Origin of the sequence: Rhizobium sp. UBA1881 (assembly GCF_002338015.1) — a bacterium.
Lineage (GTDB): Bacteria > Pseudomonadota > Alphaproteobacteria > Rhizobiales > Rhizobiaceae > Rhizobium.
On record NZ_DDHH01000190.1, the window covers coordinates 49808 to 65809 of the forward strand.

General features: G+C 60.5%; 15 protein-coding genes, 3 tRNA genes and 1 riboswitch. Of the genes, 15 read left to right on the forward strand and 3 right to left on the reverse strand.

All coding sequences use genetic code 11. From position 1 onward, the window contains the following. The first annotated feature begins 201 nt into the window (after positions 1-201). The 3 genes from hupB to B3605_RS23100 all read left to right on the forward strand — a co-directional run bounded on the left by hupB (position 202) and on the right by B3605_RS23100 (position 2472). Positions 202-477, forward strand: coding sequence for a DNA-binding protein HupB (gene hupB / locus B3605_RS23090; protein WP_018900220.1), 276 nt, complete (start codon positions 202-204; stop codon positions 475-477). A 122-nt stretch (positions 478-599) separates the two neighbouring features. Beyond that, positions 600-749: riboswitch (FMN riboswitch) on the forward strand. A gap of 79 nt (positions 750-828) precedes the next feature. Beyond that, positions 829-1740, forward strand: coding sequence for a DMT family transporter (locus tag B3605_RS23095; RefSeq protein WP_112941550.1), 912 nt, complete (start codon positions 829-831; stop codon positions 1738-1740). 129 nt (positions 1741-1869) lie between these two features. Continuing rightward, positions 1870-2472: an inorganic diphosphatase gene (locus B3605_RS23100; protein WP_112941549.1), complete on the forward strand. Its 603-nt coding sequence runs from the start codon at positions 1870-1872 to the stop codon at positions 2470-2472. 74 nt (positions 2473-2546) lie between these two features. Here B3605_RS23100 and B3605_RS23105 read toward each other — a convergent pair whose 3' ends face one another. From B3605_RS23105 to B3605_RS23115, 3 genes are all read right to left on the reverse strand, one after another. After that, positions 2547-3533, reverse strand: a complete 987-nt coding sequence (locus B3605_RS23105; RefSeq protein WP_296436355.1) for an aldo/keto reductase — start codon at positions 3531-3533, stop codon at positions 2547-2549. Between the two features lie 129 nt (positions 3534-3662). Beyond that, positions 3663-4268 (reverse strand): class I SAM-dependent methyltransferase, encoded by a 606-nt coding sequence (locus B3605_RS23110; RefSeq protein ID WP_018900215.1) that lies wholly within the window; start codon positions 4266-4268, stop codon positions 3663-3665. A gap of 130 nt (positions 4269-4398) precedes the next feature. Further along, positions 4399-4474, reverse strand: a tRNA-Val gene (locus B3605_RS23115). 414 nt (positions 4475-4888) lie between these two features. Between B3605_RS23115 and B3605_RS23120 the strand changes: the two genes are divergently transcribed. The 12 genes from B3605_RS23120 to nuoH all read left to right on the forward strand — a co-directional run bounded on the left by B3605_RS23120 (position 4889) and on the right by nuoH (position 15752). Continuing rightward, positions 4889-4965 (forward strand) — tRNA-Asp (locus tag B3605_RS23120). A gap of 52 nt (positions 4966-5017) precedes the next feature. Further along, positions 5018-5094, forward strand: a tRNA-Asp gene (locus tag B3605_RS23125). A 1092-nt stretch (positions 5095-6186) separates the two neighbouring features. Beyond that, the gene (locus B3605_RS23130) at positions 6187-6552 is read left to right on the forward strand and encodes an NADH-quinone oxidoreductase subunit A (RefSeq protein ID WP_026283310.1); all 366 of its coding nucleotides are present in this window, start codon (positions 6187-6189) and stop codon (positions 6550-6552) included. Next, on the forward strand, positions 6543-7127 hold the full coding sequence (locus B3605_RS23135) for a NuoB/complex I 20 kDa subunit family protein (RefSeq protein ID WP_047509985.1): 585 nt from the start codon (positions 6543-6545) through the stop codon (positions 7125-7127). The genes B3605_RS23130 and B3605_RS23135 overlap by 10 nt, the downstream gene beginning before the upstream one ends. A 15-nt stretch (positions 7128-7142) precedes the next feature. Beyond that, on the forward strand, positions 7143-7745 hold the full coding sequence (locus B3605_RS23140; RefSeq protein WP_018900212.1) for an NADH-quinone oxidoreductase subunit C: 603 nt from the start codon (positions 7143-7145) through the stop codon (positions 7743-7745). 72 nt (positions 7746-7817) lie between these two features. Further along, positions 7818-9008: an NADH-quinone oxidoreductase subunit D gene (locus tag B3605_RS23145; RefSeq protein WP_018900211.1), complete on the forward strand. Its 1191-nt coding sequence runs from the start codon at positions 7818-7820 to the stop codon at positions 9006-9008. Continuing rightward, a complete protein-coding gene (locus B3605_RS23150) occupies positions 9008-9283 on the forward strand; it encodes a hypothetical protein (protein WP_112941547.1) in 276 nt (91 codons plus the stop codon). The genes B3605_RS23145 and B3605_RS23150 overlap by 1 nt, the downstream gene beginning before the upstream one ends. Positions 9284-9299: 16 nt before the next feature. Then, positions 9300-10427, forward strand: coding sequence for an NADH-quinone oxidoreductase subunit E (locus B3605_RS23155; RefSeq protein WP_112941546.1), 1128 nt, complete (start codon positions 9300-9302; stop codon positions 10425-10427). Positions 10428-10437: 10 nt separating this feature from the next. Beyond that, positions 10438-11742, forward strand: coding sequence for an NADH-quinone oxidoreductase subunit NuoF (gene nuoF / locus B3605_RS23160; protein ID WP_047509989.1), 1305 nt, complete (start codon positions 10438-10440; stop codon positions 11740-11742). A gap of 4 nt (positions 11743-11746) precedes the next feature. Then, entirely contained in the window at positions 11747-12388 is a 642-nt protein-coding gene (locus tag B3605_RS23165) for a helix-hairpin-helix domain-containing protein (RefSeq protein WP_112941545.1), read from the forward strand. Positions 12389-12614: 226 nt separating this feature from the next. Further along, a complete protein-coding gene (nuoG, locus tag B3605_RS23170) occupies positions 12615-14696 on the forward strand; it encodes an NADH-quinone oxidoreductase subunit NuoG (protein ID WP_112973393.1) in 2082 nt (693 codons plus the stop codon). Between the two features lie 12 nt (positions 14697-14708). Next, on the forward strand, positions 14709-15752 hold the full coding sequence (nuoH, locus tag B3605_RS23175) for an NADH-quinone oxidoreductase subunit NuoH (protein ID WP_018900205.1): 1044 nt from the start codon (positions 14709-14711) through the stop codon (positions 15750-15752). Positions 15753-16002 lie beyond the last annotated feature (250 nt).

Genomic DNA, 16002 nt, shown 5'->3' on the forward strand with positions numbered 1-16002 from the left:
TGTTTGCCACATTCGTGCCCTATTGCTTAAAAACCCTGAAAAGGCTGGCATTTTTGCCAGCCTTTTTTTGTGAAAACCGTACGGAGACGCTTGCTTTTCCTTTATTTGCAGGCTCTTTGGGGTGCGGCGGGCCTGATGCACCAAATTCCGTGCCCGGCTATAGATTTGAGTCGTTTCGAACCATTTGAAAGGGGTGGAAACATGAACAAGAATGAACTCGTGTCCGCAGTTGCCGAAAAGGCAGGACTCTCGAAGACCGATGCCGCTTCGGCCGTCGACGCTGTTTTCGAAGTTGTCCAGGCTGAGCTCAAGGGCAAGGGCGACGTTCGCCTCGCTGGTTTCGGTAGCTTCACCGTTTCCCATCGCGCTGCCACCAAGGGCCGCAATCCGTCGACCGGCGCTGAAGTCGACATTCCGGCACGCAACGTGCCGAAGTTCACGCCCGGCAAGGGCCTGAAGGAAGCCGTCAACGGCTGATTGGATTTGCTTGGCAGCCGGGCAACGAGACCGGCAGCACAAGTATTCGAAGGGTTCGGCGAAAGCCGGACCCTTTTCGCATTTGCGAGACTTGCCGCGATCGCGGCTTTCAACTACGCATGGATCATTCTCAGGGCGGGGTGCAATTCCCCACCGGCGGTAAGAGCGCAAGCTTGAGCCCGCGAGCGCCTTCTCACTCCAGGTGAGAAGGGTCAGCAGATCCGGTTGAATTCCGGAGCCGACGGTCATAGTCCGGATGAAAGAGAATGAGCAGGGTACGCGGGGCGGCATCGTCCGCCGCGTCGGCACCCGCGTTCATGCGTCCTGATTTGTGTTGGTCCTTTTGTTCGGATGAATGACATGAATCAGACTACCCAGATTTCCATATCCGCATCGCGTGCACTCGCCGGCGCAAGCTGGATGGTGCTTGCCGGCATCGCCTTCGCCGTTCTCAACGTCGTCACTCAACGGCTGACGATGACCCTGGCCTTTCCGTCGGCCTCGGTCGCTTTCTGGCAATATGCCTTCGCGCTCGTCTTCTCGCTACCCTTCCTGTGGAAGACTGGCCTCGGTGCGATGCGCACCCAATACCCCTGGCGCCACGTCATCCGCGTCGTGCTGGCCGCTCTCGGTGTCCAGACCTGGGTCGCTGGTCTTGCAAGCGTACCGATCTGGCAGGCCATCGCGCTGGTCATGACCTCACCCTTCTTCATCATTCTCGGCGCCCGCCTGTTCCTCGGTGAACGGGTAGGGGCAGCGCGCTGGAGCGCCACGGCCTGTGGTTTTGCCGGCGCCATGATCATCCTGCAGCCCTGGTCGGACAGTTTCAGCTGGGCGGCACTTTTGCCGATCCTGTCGGCACTTCTCTGGGGCGCCTCGTCGCTGATCACCAAGAGCCTGACGGGGATCGAGAAGCCGGAGACGATCACCGTGTGGCTGCTCGTGCTCCTCACGCCCGTCAACGGCGGTCTTGCCTTTGCGGCCGGCTTCGCGATGCCGACAGGCACGGTGTTGATTCTGCTCGTCGCGGCCGGCCTGCTGACGGCGATCGCCCAGTACCTTCTGACGCTCGCCTACAGCGCGGCCGATGCCGCCTATGTCCAGCCCTTCGACGATCTGAAGCTGCCGCTCAACGTTCTCGCCGGCTGGCTGGTCTTCGGCTATGCGCCGGCGGGCTATTTGTGGCTCGGTGCCGCCCTGATCCTCTGCGCCTCGCTGTTCCTCATGCGCCACGAGATGAAGCGCGAGCGCGGAGCCGAATAAGCGCTGTTCCGGGCGCTCACGAGATTGTCATGTGGATGATCCCGAGCGCCCGGCACATGTCACATCGCTGTAATGCAAACCCCATAGGCGGAGGGCGTTTCTTCGCAATGCCAATTGGGGGTATCTCTTATGAAGACCATTATTTCTGCGGCCGCTGCCGTTCTTCTCACGGCCGGCGTCGCCGCCGCTTCCGACTATGTTTCCTATCTCGACTATCCGCAGCCGAAGGACGACAGCAAGGAGTTCTTCACGGCGATCGAAATTCCGCAGGGAAGCTTCACCAAGTACGAAATCGACGCCAAGACCGGCCACATCGTCGTGGACCGCTTCCAGTCGATGCCGGTCATCTACCCGGCCAACTACGGCTCCATCACCAGCTCGCTCGGCGGTGACGGCGATCCGCTCGACGCGCTCGTCTACACCCGCGAGCCGGTTGTCCCGGGCGCTATCATCAAGGTTCGTGCGATCGGCGTGCTGAACATGATCGACGGCGGCGAAAAGGACGACAAGATCGTTGCCGTTCCGGCCAGCGACATCGACCCGAGCTACGACAAGATCAAGGAAATCAGCGATCTTCCCGAGATCGAGCAGCAGCGCCTGCAGGCCTTCTTCCGCGTCTACAAGCAGATTCCGGAAAAGCGCAAGGTTGTCGAGCTGAACGGCTTTGAAAACGCCGAGAAGGCGCAGGCCGAAGTCGCCGCCGCCATCAAGGCCTACGCTGACAAGAAGTAATCCGGGCAAAGCCCAGACAAGGAAATGGCCGGGTCTATGCCCGGCCATTTCTGTTTTTAGATAAGATGCGGCTGTTACCAGCGCTGGTGCACATGCGGCGCGATCAGTCGGTCGTAGATCTCGTGGCTCGCGGCCATCACCTCATGCGTCAGCGGCGCCAAGCTGGCGGCCACCGCATTGGCCTTCGCCTGCTCGGCGTTGCGGGCGCCGGGAATGACCACCGTGACGGCGTCGCTCATCAGAATCCAGCGCAGCGCGAACGCCGCCATCGTGGCGCCCTCGGGAACCAGCTTGCGAACCTCTTCGACCGCCTGCAGGCCGACCTCGAACGGAACGCCCGCGAAGGTCTCACCGACATCGAACGCTTCGCCATGGCGGTTGAAGTTGCGGTGATCGTCGCTCGCAAACGTCGTCTCACGGCTTATCTTGCCGGAGAGCAGCCCGCTTGCCAGCGGCACGCGGGCGATAACCGTGATGTTCTTCTGCCGCGCTTCCTGAAAGAAAAGGTGGCTCGGGCGCTGGCGGAAGAGATTGTAGATGATCTGGATGCTGACCACGCCGGGGAACTCGATCGCCTTCAGCGCTTCCTCGACCTTCTCGACGCTGACGCCATAGCCGCGAATCGTGCCGGCCTTCTGCAGCTCGTTCAGCCCCTCGAACACCTCCGGGCGATAAAGCACCTCCGTCGGCGGGCAGTGCAGCTGCACGAGGTCGAGGCTGTCGACTTTGAGGTTCTTCAGGCTGCGGTCGATGAAGCCTTCGAGATTGGCCTTGGTGTAACCATGCGCCACATGCGGATCGAGTCGTCGGCCGGCCTTGGTGGCGACCATCGGGCGCTCGCCGCCACGGCTCTCAAGCACATCGGCGATGATCTTTTCCGAACGGCCGTCGCCATAGACGTCGGCGGTGTCGATGAAGGTGATGCCGGCATCGAGCGCCGCATTGAGTGCTGCGCGTCCATCAGCTTCGCTGACGTCGCCCCAGGCGCCGCCGATCTGCCATGCGCCAAAGCCGATATTGCTCACCGTGTGCGGCAGGTGGCCGAAAGAATGCTGCTTCATTGGAATGATCCTCCTCGTTTCCTTCATGGCACTATCAGTCCACACAAAGGCCGACAAGCGCTTGAGACATAGGAGATAGGGCAGGGCGGCACGCCCGCCTCTGCCATTTTTCCGTAAAGCCTGCGCGACTCAGAGCCGCTTCAGGCAGAAGGAGAAGTGCGCATGCGATTCGACGGTCAGGAATTCGAACTGCCAGCCATAATCCTTGCAGAATTTGGTGACGGCCTCGACGACGCCATAGACGATCGGCTTCACCGTATTGCCGGTGCAGAAGTCGTGGCCGGCGATGCGGCCGGTCCGCTTGACCTTGCGGTCGCAGAGCAAAAGCTCCTGCCAGGTCAGTTCGAACGAGTGATCCGTGTCGATATAGGCCCAATCGAGGAAGTCGTCTTCGAACTCGGCGAGTTTCTCCAGCGAGGTGCCCTGCATCAGGTGCAGTTGCCCGCTTTCGATTTGCTTGCCGAACTGGGTATGGATCTGGTCGAGGCCGGAGCTGTAGCGGTCCATGCTCCAGGGATCGATGAGATAAAGCTGGGCCGGGCGATTCTTTTCGAGAATCTCCGCCGTGTATTCCCCGAACGCCGCGCCGATCTCGACGCCGACGCCGCCATTGGGAATACGATAGAGCAATTCGCCACGATCCGGCAGCAGGCGGGCGTTTTCCATGTGGTGGGCGCTGAGCTGCGTGCGTGGCATGGCTGCCCGCTGTGCCTGGCGATCTTCGCGTGTTTTCATGATTCTATCTCCGCCTGAAGCACATGAGGTGCCGTTCGATTTGGCCGGAACCTAATCGCCGGAAACGGGATTAGCAACCGCAGCAAAATCAAAGCTGTCGGCCGATCAATCACACAAAGGGGAGAGAAAATGGTGGGCGATGAGAGACTCGAACTCCCGACATCCTCGGTGTAAACGAGGCGCTCTACCAACTGAGCTAATCGCCCTCCGCGGTGCGGATCATGTCCGCCGCGTCGATGGCCGTGATCTATGCGGATCGCGGACAAACCGCAAGAGCGTTTGTGAAGATTTTTTGATTTTTTTCGATCGGCCTCCACCAATGCCCCGGTTTCCCGGTAATTCCGTCTGTGGAAAAGAAAAATCAACAAGAGGAGGCCAAGGGGAGGGCAGTGATAGGATCGTCCGCTGGCGGGTATCCGGAGCGCCAGCGCTTGGAAGGCTCTTCTATAGGGGGGATTTTCGATCTGATTTCATTCACCCACAAACAAATCGCAGGCTGTCATCGTTTTGTCTCCAAACCTGCTTGACACTCAAATGCGAACCCCGTAGTTAGCCGCTCATCGAAGCGGCAAGCTGCTTTGACACGGACGCGAAAAGCATCCGGACTGCTTGAAATGAATGCGGGTGTAGCTCAGTCGGTTAGAGTGCCGGCCTGTCACGCCGGAGGTCGCGGGTTCGAGCCCCGTCACTCGCGCCATTTCATGTAAGTGCTGAAAAGCATGGTCCGGAACGACGCAGTCTGAAAATGCGCGGGTGTAGCTCAGTCGGTTAGAGTGCCGGCCTGTCACGCCGGAGGTCGCGGGTTCGAGCCCCGTCACTCGCGCCATTCTCTTCCAGAATGTCTCAATAATATACATCACCTACAAGGTGCGCTTGCGCCTTTCTGTCCTTGAGGCGCGTTTCATGCGCATCGCTGTTTTAGTCCTGCGCGTTTCGCTATGCCTTCGGCATGGGTCGTCGTCGCCAAGAGGGCAGGCGGCGGCGCGTGGCCTGCCAGGAGCCGCGACAGTCGCGCTCAGACGCCTCTTCGGTGCCTCTCGATACTCAATCGACCTGCCGCGTCCTCGGTTGCCGATAAAGCCACCTGTCGCTGCCGTGCTTGAGCTGCTTTGTCCTTATAATGAAGTGTCGGAATGGGCCTCCCCAGCGAGGTTATTTCGCGCAACTTATGGATTTAAGTAGCGTTCGCGCATGTCCGGAATCGCGGGTCTTGAGAGTGCGTCTGATGAGGCCGCCGCGCACCCGCCTAATCGCCCCGCGCGGCCCGTTCCGGGACTCGGGCGCGCGCAATATCCATTGGCCGAAATGCCCTTTATTTAGCCGTTGAGCCTGCGACATAGCGACCCGATTGGCGCAGTTTTTCAGTCGAATCGGAGCGGATACTCCGCCTTGCCGACAATTCACCGACTTTAGATGAGGAAACGCGCACTTAACCGCCGCAAAATCACCGATCTTGCCCGTCCGCTTGGCGCTGCGGCCAAGTGCGTCGCACGCGGCATCCGACAGTTGCTCGAGAATCACGATTGTATATCAAATACATAGACATGAGCCGGTTCGCGGTCGTCTGCGCGGGCGAATGTGGCGCGAACAGCGGATATGCCTTACTTCTCAAGCGCTTCGGCAGCCTGAGTTCGCGGCTTGGTCCTGCCAAATCCTGCACTTTCCACTCATGAAAGCCTCTCAGTCATGCAATAAATGCTGGGCTGGCATGCAAGATCGCGGGCTGTGCGTTGATTTGTCGCAAAAACAATGTGCGTGGCTAATAATGTCGCACGTGTGCAATTGGAATTGACACGCTAAAACTCTTGCGCATTGGCTGTGGCTGCGCTAACCACGGCTTGTTGCAACGCACGTTCGCTTGCCGGGCAAATGCTCAGGCCGCGCCTCCCGGCGCAGGCGGCAAGCAGGGATGAACCTGATGACTGGACTTCTCAGTTCTTATATTCCGATCGCCATTTTCATTGCCATCGCCCTTGTAATCGGCTTGTCGCTGCTCATTGCGCCGTTCGCCGTTGCCTACAAGGCGCCTGATGCTGAAAAGCTTTCGGCTTTCGAATGCGGCTTCAACGCGTTCGACGACGCCCGCATGAAATTCGATATCCGCTTCTACCTGGTGTCGATTCTCTTCATCATCTTCGACCTCGAAGTCGCCTTTCTGTTCCCGTGGGCCGTTTCTTTCGGCGCGATCGGCTGGTTCGGCTTTTGGTCCATGATGGTCTTCCTTCTCGTGCTGACCATCGGCTTTATTTATGAGTGGAAAAAGGGAGCCCTGGAATGGGAGTAGCCCCAAGCGACAAGGCGCTCGTCGCGCCGCATCCCAAAGGCATCATCGACCCGGCAACGGGCAAGCCTGTTGGCAGCGACAGTGCGTTCTTCGGCGAGATCAATGACGAGTTGGCCGACAAGGGCTTCCTGGTCACCTCCACTCGCGATCTGATCACCTGGGCCCGCACCGGCTCGCTGATGTGGATGCAGTTCGGTCTTGCCTGCTGCGCCGTCGAAGGCCTGATGCAGGTTTCCGGCCCGCGTTACGACATGGAGCGCTTCGGTGTCGCTCCGCGCGCTTCGCCGCGCCAGTCTGATGTCATGATCGTCGCTGGTACGCTGACCAACAAGATGGCGCCGGCGCTCCGCAAGGTCTATGACCAGATGCCGGAGCCGCGTTACGTCATCTCGATGGGCTCCTGCGCAAACGGCGGTGGCTACTATCACTATTCCTACTCGGTCGTGCGTGGCTGCGATCGTGTCGTTCCTGTCGATATCTACGTGCCGGGCTGTCCCCCCACGGCAGAAGCGCTGCTCTACGGGGTCTTGCTTCTGCAGAAGAAGATACGGCGCACCGGAACGATTGAGCGCTAAGGGCGGAGGACTGTCATGAGTGAAGCCTTGAGCGAACTGTCGTCGTATCTCCGCGAGATGCGCGGCGATCTGATTGTCGATGCATCGATCAGCTATGGCGAATTGAACGTAACCACGACGCCGGAAACGATTGTCGCGCTGCTGACGTTCCTGCGCGACGATCCGCGTTGCGGCTTCGTCAGCATGATCGACATTTGCGGCGTCGACTGGCCGCAACGCGAAAAGCGTTTCGATGTCGTCTATCATCTCCTGTCGCCGAAGCAGAACCTGCGCATCCGCGTCAAGCTCGCTGTTGCCGATGGCGTTTCCGTTCCGTCGGCGACGTCTGTCTACATGGGCGCCGAGTGGTTCGAGCGCGAAGCCTGGGACATGTACGGCATTCCGTTCTCCGGCCATGCCGACCTGCGCCGTCTGCTGACGGACTACGGCTTCGAAGGCCACCCGCTGCGCAAGGACTTCCCGACGACAGGTTACGTCGAGGTACGTTATGACGATGCCGCCAAGCGCGTCGTCTACGAACCCGTCGAACTGAAGCAGGAATTCCGCAATTTCGATTTCACGTCCCCGTGGGAAGGCACCGATTACGTACTTCCGGGAGACGAGAAGGCTGCGAATTGAGATGAGGCTCGACTGTCTTGAAGCCTCTCCGTTCGTCGTCTCATGCCAATTGCCAGCGCGGAGCGCGTCGCTATGACTGAACATAACGTTCGCAACTTTACGATCAACTTCGGACCGGAGCACCCGTCCGCGCACGGCGTTCTGCGTCTGGTGCTTGAGCTCGATGGCGAAATCATCGAGCGCGTCGATCCGCATATCGGCCTCCTGCACCGCGGCACCGAAAAGCTGATCGAATCGAAGACCTATCTTCAGGCCGTTCCTTATTTCGATCGTCTCGACTACGTCGCGCCGATGAACCAGGAGCATGCTTTCGCGCTCGCTGTCGAAAAGATGCTGAAGCTGGAAATTCCGATTCGCGGTCAGCTCATTCGTGTTCTCTACTCCGAAATTGGCCGAATCTTGTCGCACATCATGAACGTGACGACGCAGGCCATGGACGTCGGCGCGATGACGCCGCCGGTCTGGGGCTTCGAAGAACGCGAAAAGCTGATGGTGTTTTACGAGCGCGCCTGTGGCGCCCGTATGCACTCGGCCTATTTCCGTCCGGGCGGTGTCCACCAGGATATCCCGCAGGAACTGGTCGAGGATATCGGCAAGTGGTGCGATCCCTTCCTCAAGGTTCTCGACGATATCGAAGGCCTCCTGACCGACAACCGCATCTTCAAGCAGCGTAACGTCGATATCGGCGTCGTATCGCTGGAAGACGCATGGTCCTGGGGCTTCTCGGGCGTGATGGTTCGCGGTTCGGGCGCTGCCTGGGACCTGCGCCGCTCGCAGCCCTACGAGTGCTACAACGATCTCGAATTCGACATCGCCATCGGCAAGAACGGCGACTGCTACGATCGCTATCTGATCCGCATGATCGAAATGCGCCAGTCCGTCCGCATCATGAAGCAGTGCGTCAACCGCCTGCTCGGCGATGCCAAGGTCGGCCCGGTCTCCTCGATCGACGGCAAGGTCGTTCCGCCGAAGCGTGGCGAGATGAAGCGTTCGATGGAAGCGCTGATCCACCACTTCAAGCTCTACACCGAAGGCTACCACGTTCCGGCCGGCGAAGTGTACGCGGCCGTCGAAGCGCCGAAGGGCGAGTTCGGCGTCTACGTTGTCGCCGACGGCAGCAACAAGCCCTACCGTTGCAAGATCCGCGCCCCGGGCTATGCCCACCTGCAGGCGATGGACTTCCTCTGCAAGGGCCACATGCTTGCTGACGTGACCGCCGTTCTCGGTTCGCTCGACATCGTCTTCGGCGAGGTCGACCGCTAATGAAACTGCCGTCGCTCGTTACCGTCGTTCTCCTCCTGGCTTCTGGCGCATACGCGCAGGAAGCCGGTGGACTTGGCCCCAAGTTGGGTCAGGACGACGTAGCGCCGCCGGCAAACAAGGCGTCCATGGGCGAGCTTTTGTCCAAGGGCTATCAAATCAAGGCTGCAGTCCCCAACGGTGGAAAGTTCTTCGTTGTGTTCCTGCAGAAAGACCAGTCGGCCTACGCTTGCGAGATGAAGTCTCTGACCTCGTCGCAGTGTGGCGCCCTAAACTGACAAGGCGTGAGGAAGAATGTCCGTTCGTCGATTAGCCGAAGATCAATTCCAGCCTGCCGCGTTCGCCTTCAATGACGAGAACGCGGCCTGGGCGGATAAGACGATCCAGAAATACCCTGCGGGCCGTCAGCAATCCGCGGTCATACCGCTGTTGATGCGAGCGCAGGAACAGGACGGCTGGGTCACGCGCGCGGCGATCGAAAAGGTCGCCAACATGCTCGACATGGCCTACATCCGCGTTCTCGAGGTCGCGACCTTCTACACGCAGTTCCAACTCGGCCCGGTCGGCACGCGCGCTCACATCCAGGTGTGCGGCACGACGCCTTGCATGCTGCGCGGTTCGGAAGGCCTGATGTCGATCTGCAAGAGCAAGATCCATCACCATCCGTTCGAGCGTAACGCCGAGGGCACGCTGTCCTGGGAAGAAGTCGAATGTCTCGGGGCTTGCGTCAACGCGCCCATGGTCATGATCGGCAAGGACACCTACGAAGACCTGACGCCGGAGCGCCTGGCCGAGATCATCGACACCTTCGATGCCGGCAATGGCGCAAGCGTAACACCCGGCCCGCAGATCGACCGTCACTTCTCCTCTCCGGAAGGCGGCCCGACGTCGCTGACCGACGAAGAGCCGAAGAAAAAGGCTCCGGCCAAGAAGGTTGCAACCGATGCCGCAACGGCCAAGGTTGATGCCGCGCCTGTCCCTCCATCCGAAGCTGCTCGTCCCAAGAGCACGGACGCCGAGACGAACGCCGCACTGAAGACGCCTGTCACCGCGCCAAAGGCTGCTGCAACAAACGCCAAGGCCGTTGAAGAACAGCCGGGCGTCGCGGCACCGGTTCCGGCAACGGCAAAGCCGTCGCTGACAGACAAGAACCGTCCCGCCGGTATCGAAAAGCCTGCGACCCCTGATGATCTGAAGCTGATCTCGGGCGTTGGCCCGAAGATCGAAGGCACGCTGCACGAGTTGGGCATCTTCACCTTCGCGCAGGTCGCGGGCTGGAAGAAGGCTGAGCGCGAGTGGGTCGATGGCTACCTGAATTTCAAGGGCCGCATCGATCGCGACGACTGGGTCAAGCAGGCCAAGGCGCTCGCCAAGGGCGGCGAAGCCGAATACATTAAAGTCTTCGGCAAGAAGCCGCGGTAAGAGGTGAAGCATGTTACAAGATAAAGATCGCATCTTTACCAATATCTACGGCCTTAAGGACAAGTCCCTGAAGGGCGCGATGAGCCGCGGCCACTGGGACGGCACCAAGCAGATCCTCGAAAAGGGTCGCGACTGGATCATCAACGAGATGAAGGCCTCCGGTCTTCGCGGTCGTGGCGGTGCAGGCTTCCCGACGGGCCTCAAGTGGTCCTTCATGCCGAAGGAAAACGACGGCCGTCCGCATTATCTGGTCGTCAACGCTGACGAATCCGAGCCCGGCACCTGCAAGGACCGTGACATCATGCGTCACGATCCCCATACGCTGATCGAAGGCTGTGTTATCGCTAGCTTCGCCATGGGCGCCAACACCGCCTACATCTACGTTCGCGGCGAATATATCCGCGAGCGCGAGGCGCTGCAGGCTGCGATCGACGAGTGCTACGATTTCGGTCTGCTCGGCAAGAACAACAAGCTGGGCTACCCGATGGACATCTTCGTCCACCACGGCGCCGGTGCCTACATCTGCGGTGAAGAAACCGCGCTGCTCGAAAGCCTGGAAGGCAAGAAGGGCCAGCCGCGCCTGAAGCCGCCATTCCCGGCCAACATGGGTCTTTACGGCTGCCCGACCACGGTCAACAACGTCGAGTCGATCGCCGTTGCTCCGACGATTCTCCGTCGCGGCGCCGGCTGGTTCTCGGCACTCGGCCGTCCGAACAACGTCGGCACCAAGCTGTTCATGCTCTCTGGTCACGTCAACAAGCCGTGCACCGTCGAAGAAGAAATGGGCATCACCTTCCGTGAGCTCGTTGACAAGCACGCCGGCGGTATCCGTGGCGGCTGGGACAACCTGCTCGCCGTCATTCCGGGCGGTGCATCGTGCCCGATCGTTCCCGCCAAGGACATGATCGACGTGCCGATGGACTTCGACGGCTTGCGCTCGGTCGGTTCGTCCTTCGGTACGGCCGCCTCGATCGTCATGGACAAGTCCACCGACGTCATCAAGGCGATCGCCCGTATCTCGGCCTTCTTCAAGCACGAGAGCTGCGGCCAGTGCACGCCGTGCCGCGAAGGCACTGGCTGGATGTGGCGCGTCATGGAGCGCATGGCCAAGGGCAACGCTCAGAAGCGCGAAATCGACATGCTCTTCGCCGTGACCAAGCAGATCGAAGGCCACACCATCTGTGCGCTCGGCGATGCTGCCGCATGGCCGGTGCAGGGTCTGATCCGCAACTTCCGTCATGAGATCGAAGCGCGCATCGATCAGTATACGGCAAACGCCATGGATCATGGCGCGGTTCTCGAGGCTGCTGAGTAAGACGATGGCAAACGCATCCGACAGCAAGAACAAGGAAGGGGTCGCCGATTTCTCGGCCGACTTCGGCCGTCTTGCCGCCGAGATGCTGGAAAATGCCCGCGCCTTGCCGATCGCGCCGATGATGGTCAATCCGGCAGCCGCCATGGCTGCCGCGACCGCAATCGGTTTCGGTTTCTCCACGCAGATGGTCGGCGCCTTCTTCGGCGCTCTCCAGGGTGCGATGGAAGCCTCGAACAAGCTGGCGGCTGTTCTCGACGAGACGCCGCCAGAAGAGCCAAAGCCCGAGATCGACGTGAAGCCGGAAAACATTCGCCCGGCCGCGCCGAAGAAGACGGCTGAACGCGTGAAGCTGGCCGTGGTTGCCGACAAGGCCGAGCCGGTGGCGAAGACGAAGACAGTTGCTGCCGCCAAGCCGGCAGCGCGTGGCAAGAAAGCCGATGATCTCAAGCAGATCTCCGGCGTCGGCCCGAAGCTCGAGCAGGTACTGAACGCCAAGGGTGTTCGCACGCTCGCCGAGATCGCTGGCTGGTCGGATGCCGATGTGGCCCGCTTTGACGCGGAGCTTGGCTTTGACGGCCGCATCGCCCGCGATGGCTGGGTGGCGCAGGCCAAGGCGCTGACGGCAAAGGGCCGGAAGCGGACGTAATGATGTCCGGTCGCGGATCGCGATCGGAGGAGAGACAAGACTGAGCGGCGCGGGGAGGGTCCCAATGCCGCGACGTCGCAGGCCGGTTCCCGGGCCTCGGGGGGCGGAGACGAAAATTTGGACGACACCAGTGTCAGCGGGATAAAAATCCGGCCTGGCAGTGGAAACGTTGCAGAATAGGTTTGTTTACCGGCTTCCGGTGAACGGGAAACAGGACTGAGTGACGATGGCAAAACTGAAGATTGACGGTAACGAGATCGAGGTCCCGGATCATTACACCCTCATTCAGGCGTGTGAGGAAGCCGGTGCTGAAGTTCCGCGCTTCTGCTTCCACGAACGCCTTTCGGTTGCCGGCAACTGCCGCATGTGCCTCGTCGAGGTCAAGGGTGGCCCGCCGAAGCCGCAGGCATCTTGCGCCATGGGCGTGCGCGATATCCGCGGCGGCCCGAATGGCGAACTGCCCGAGGTCTTCACCAACACGCCGATGGTCAAGAAGGCCCGCGAAGGCGTGATGGAATTCCTGCTGATCAACCATCCGCTGGATTGCCCGATCTGCGACCAGGGTGGCGAATGCGACCTGCAGGACCAGGCCATGGCCTTCGGTATCGCAGGCTCGCGCTATCAGGAAGACAAGCGCGCAGTCGAGGACAAGTACATTGGACCGCTCGTCAAGACGGTCATGAACCGCTGCATTCACTGCACGCGCTGCGTTCGCTTCACCACCGAGGTCGCCGGCATTGCCGAGCTTGGCCTGATCGGTCGTGGCGAAGACGCCGAGATCACCACCTATCTCGAGCAGGCGATGACCTCCGAGCTGCAGGGCAACGTCGTTGACCTCTGCCCGGTCGGCGCGCTGACCTCCAAGCCCTTCGCCTTCACGGCCCGTCCGTGGGAACTGAACAAGACCGAAACGATCGACGTCATGGACGCGCTTGGCTCGGCGATCCGCGTCGATACCCGTGGCCGCGAAGTCATGCGCGTCATGCCGCGCGTCAACGACCAGATCAACGAAGAGTGGATCTCCGACAAGAGCCGTTTCATCTGGGATGGCCTGAAGACGCAGCGCCTCGACAAGCCTTATGTTCGCAAGGACGGCCGCCTGCAGGTCGCAAGCTGGCCGGACGCGTTCGCCGCGATCAAGTCGGCCGTTGCCTCGACCGCTGGCGACAAGATCGGCGCCATTGCCGGCGACCTCGCTTCGGTCGAAGAAATGTACGCTCTGTCCGAACTGGTAAAGTCGCTCGGTTCCGAGAACCTCGACTGTCGCCAGGATGGGACGGCACTTGATCCGTCGCTCGGCCGCGCAAGCTACCTCTTCAACCCGACGATCGAAGGCATCGAACAGGCCGACGCGCTGCTCATCATCGGCGCCAACCCGCGCTTCGAGGCAGCTGTTCTCAACGCCCGCATCCGCAAGCGCTGGCGCCGCGGCAACTTCCCGATCGGCGTGATCGGCGAAGCCGGCGAACTGCGCTACGACTACGAATATCTCGGCTCGGGTCCGGATACGCTGAAGGATCTGGTCGACGGCACGCACAGCTTCGCCAAGGTTCTGACCGACGCCAAGAAGCCGCTCATCATCATCGGCCAGGGCGCTCTCTCGCGCGCTGATGGCGCAGGCGTTCTCGCAAGTGCTGCCAAGCTCGCCGGCACTGTCGGTGCTGTGGTCGACGGCTGGAACGGTTTCGCCGTCCTGCACACGGCTGCTGCCCGCGTCGGCGGTCTCGATCTCGGCTTCGTGCCGGGCGCCAAGGGCGTCAATGCCGCCGAGATGCTGACCTCGATGGACGTTCTCTTCCTGCTTGGCGCCGACGAAATGAACTTCGAAGCCAAGAAGGCGAAGTTCACCGTCTATATCGGTTCGCATGGCGACCAGGGCGCACAGAACGCAGACGTCATCCTGCCGGCCGCAGCCTACACGGAAAAGTCCGGCACCTGGGTCAACACCGAGGGCCGCGTACAGATCGGCAACCGCGCAGGCTTCGCACCGGGCGATGCCCGCGAGGACTGGGCGATCATCCGCGCGCTCTCCGACGTTCTCGGCAAAAAGCTGCCGTTCGACTCGCTGAGCCAGCTGCGCGCCAAGCTTTACCAGTCGTTCCCGCACTTCGCGGCCGCCGACGAGATTGCCGAAAGCGACAGCGCCAAGATTGCTGCCGTCGCCAAGAAAGCCGGCAAGATGAACAAGGCCGGCTTCGCATCGCCGGTGAAAGACTTCTATTTGACGAACCCAATCGCGCGCGCATCGGCTGTCATGGCTGAGTGCTCGGCATTGGCCCGCAACAACTTCAAAGTCGCGGCAGAGTAAGGGCAGGGGACTATGGAATCGTTTCTTTCAACATATGTCTGGCCAGGCCTCCTCATGGTCGGTCAGTCGCTTCTCGTCCTCGTCTGCTTGCTCGTCTTCATCGCCTACATCCTGTTGGCCGACCGCAAGATCTGGGCGGCCGTACAGCTGCGCCGTGGACCGAATGTGGTGGGTCCTTTCGGCCTTTTCCAGTCCTTCGCCGACCTTTTGAAGTTCGTCTTCAAGGAGCCGATCATTCCGGCTGGCGCCGACAAGGCGGTCTTCCTTCTGGCGCCGCTGGTCACCGTGCTTCTGGCGCTGTCGACCTGGGCCGTGGTTCCCTTCGCGGATGGCTGGGTTATCGCCAACATCAACGTCGGCATCCTCTATATCTTCGCGATCTCGTCGCTTGAAGTGTATGGCGTCATCATGGGTGGTTGGGCTTCGAACTCGAAGTACCCGTTCCTCGGCGCGCTGCGCTCCGCGGCACAGATGGTGTCCTACGAAGTCTCGATCGGCTTCGTCATCGTCACCGTTCTTCTCTGCGTAGGTTCGCTGAACCTGACGGATATCGTTCACGCGCAGCAGAGCGGCATTGGCACGCGTCTCGGCATGCCATCGTCCTTCCTGGACTGGCATTGGCTGGCCCTGTTCCCGATGTTCATCATCTTCTTCATCTCGGCACTGGCTGAAACCAACCGTCCGCCCTTCGACCTTCCGGAAGCCGAATCCGAACTCGTCGCCGGCTTCATGGTCGAGTATGGTTCCGCCCTCTACATGATGTTCATGCTCGGCGAATACGCGGCCATCGTCCTGATGTGCTCGCTGACGACGATCCTGTTCCTCGGAGGCTGGCTGCCACCGGTCGACGTCTGGTTCCTCAACTGGGTTCCCGGCATCATCTGGTTCATGCTGAAGTCGTGCCTGGTGTTCTTCATGTTCGCGATGGTCAAGGCATTCGTGCCGCGCTACCGCTACGACCAGCTGATGCGCCTCGGCTGGAAGGTCTTCCTTCCGCTGTCGCTCGCCATGGTCATCATTGTTGCATTCGTGCTGAAGCTGACGGCAGGGGCCTAATGCTTCAGATCGCGGCAACTGTCGGAGGCGGCCTCATTGGGATGGCTCTGGCGTTTGGCGCAAATATCTTTGCTTTGCCGAAGGCACTTCGGCAACAGCGCGAAAAATTGGGTGATGATTGGCAAATGCCGATAACCGGATGGAACTTGGAGGTGCTCGAAAAGCACACTCGGTTTATATACCGGTTTTGGATGCCAGTCGTTTTCACGGTAGTTCTTGCGGCCGCTGGTTACATCGTAACCAGCCAAGC

Excerpts from the sequence above, each read along its gene's own strand:
- nuoG (WP_112973393.1), top strand. The coding sequence starts at position 12,615 with ATGGCAAAACTGAAGATTGACGGTAACGAGATCGAGGTCCCGGATCAT.
- B3605_RS23095 (WP_112941550.1), top strand. The coding sequence starts at position 829 with ATGAATGACATGAATCAGACTACCCAGATTTCCATATCCGCATCGCGT.
- nuoH (WP_018900205.1), top strand. The coding sequence starts at position 14,709 with ATGGAATCGTTTCTTTCAACATATGTCTGGCCAGGCCTCCTCATGGTC.
- B3605_RS23100 (WP_112941549.1), top strand. The coding sequence starts at position 1,870 with ATGAAGACCATTATTTCTGCGGCCGCTGCCGTTCTTCTCACGGCCGGC.
- B3605_RS23165 (WP_112941545.1), top strand. The coding sequence starts at position 11,747 with ATGGCAAACGCATCCGACAGCAAGAACAAGGAAGGGGTCGCCGATTTC.
- B3605_RS23130 (WP_026283310.1), top strand. The coding sequence starts at position 6,187 with ATGACTGGACTTCTCAGTTCTTATATTCCGATCGCCATTTTCATTGCC.
- B3605_RS23105 (WP_296436355.1), bottom strand. The coding sequence starts at position 3,533 with ATGAAGCAGCATTCTTTCGGCCACCTGCCGCACACGGTGAGCAATATC.
- B3605_RS23140 (WP_018900212.1), top strand. The coding sequence starts at position 7,143 with ATGAGTGAAGCCTTGAGCGAACTGTCGTCGTATCTCCGCGAGATGCGC.
- B3605_RS23155 (WP_112941546.1), top strand. The coding sequence starts at position 9,300 with ATGTCCGTTCGTCGATTAGCCGAAGATCAATTCCAGCCTGCCGCGTTC.
- hupB (WP_018900220.1), top strand. The coding sequence starts at position 202 with ATGAACAAGAATGAACTCGTGTCCGCAGTTGCCGAAAAGGCAGGACTC.
- B3605_RS23145 (WP_018900211.1), top strand. The coding sequence starts at position 7,818 with ATGACTGAACATAACGTTCGCAACTTTACGATCAACTTCGGACCGGAG.
- B3605_RS23110 (WP_018900215.1), bottom strand. The coding sequence starts at position 4,268 with ATGAAAACACGCGAAGATCGCCAGGCACAGCGGGCAGCCATGCCACGC.
- nuoF (WP_047509989.1), top strand. The coding sequence starts at position 10,438 with ATGTTACAAGATAAAGATCGCATCTTTACCAATATCTACGGCCTTAAG.
- B3605_RS23150 (WP_112941547.1), top strand. The coding sequence starts at position 9,008 with ATGAAACTGCCGTCGCTCGTTACCGTCGTTCTCCTCCTGGCTTCTGGC.
- B3605_RS23135 (WP_047509985.1), top strand. The coding sequence starts at position 6,543 with ATGGGAGTAGCCCCAAGCGACAAGGCGCTCGTCGCGCCGCATCCCAAA.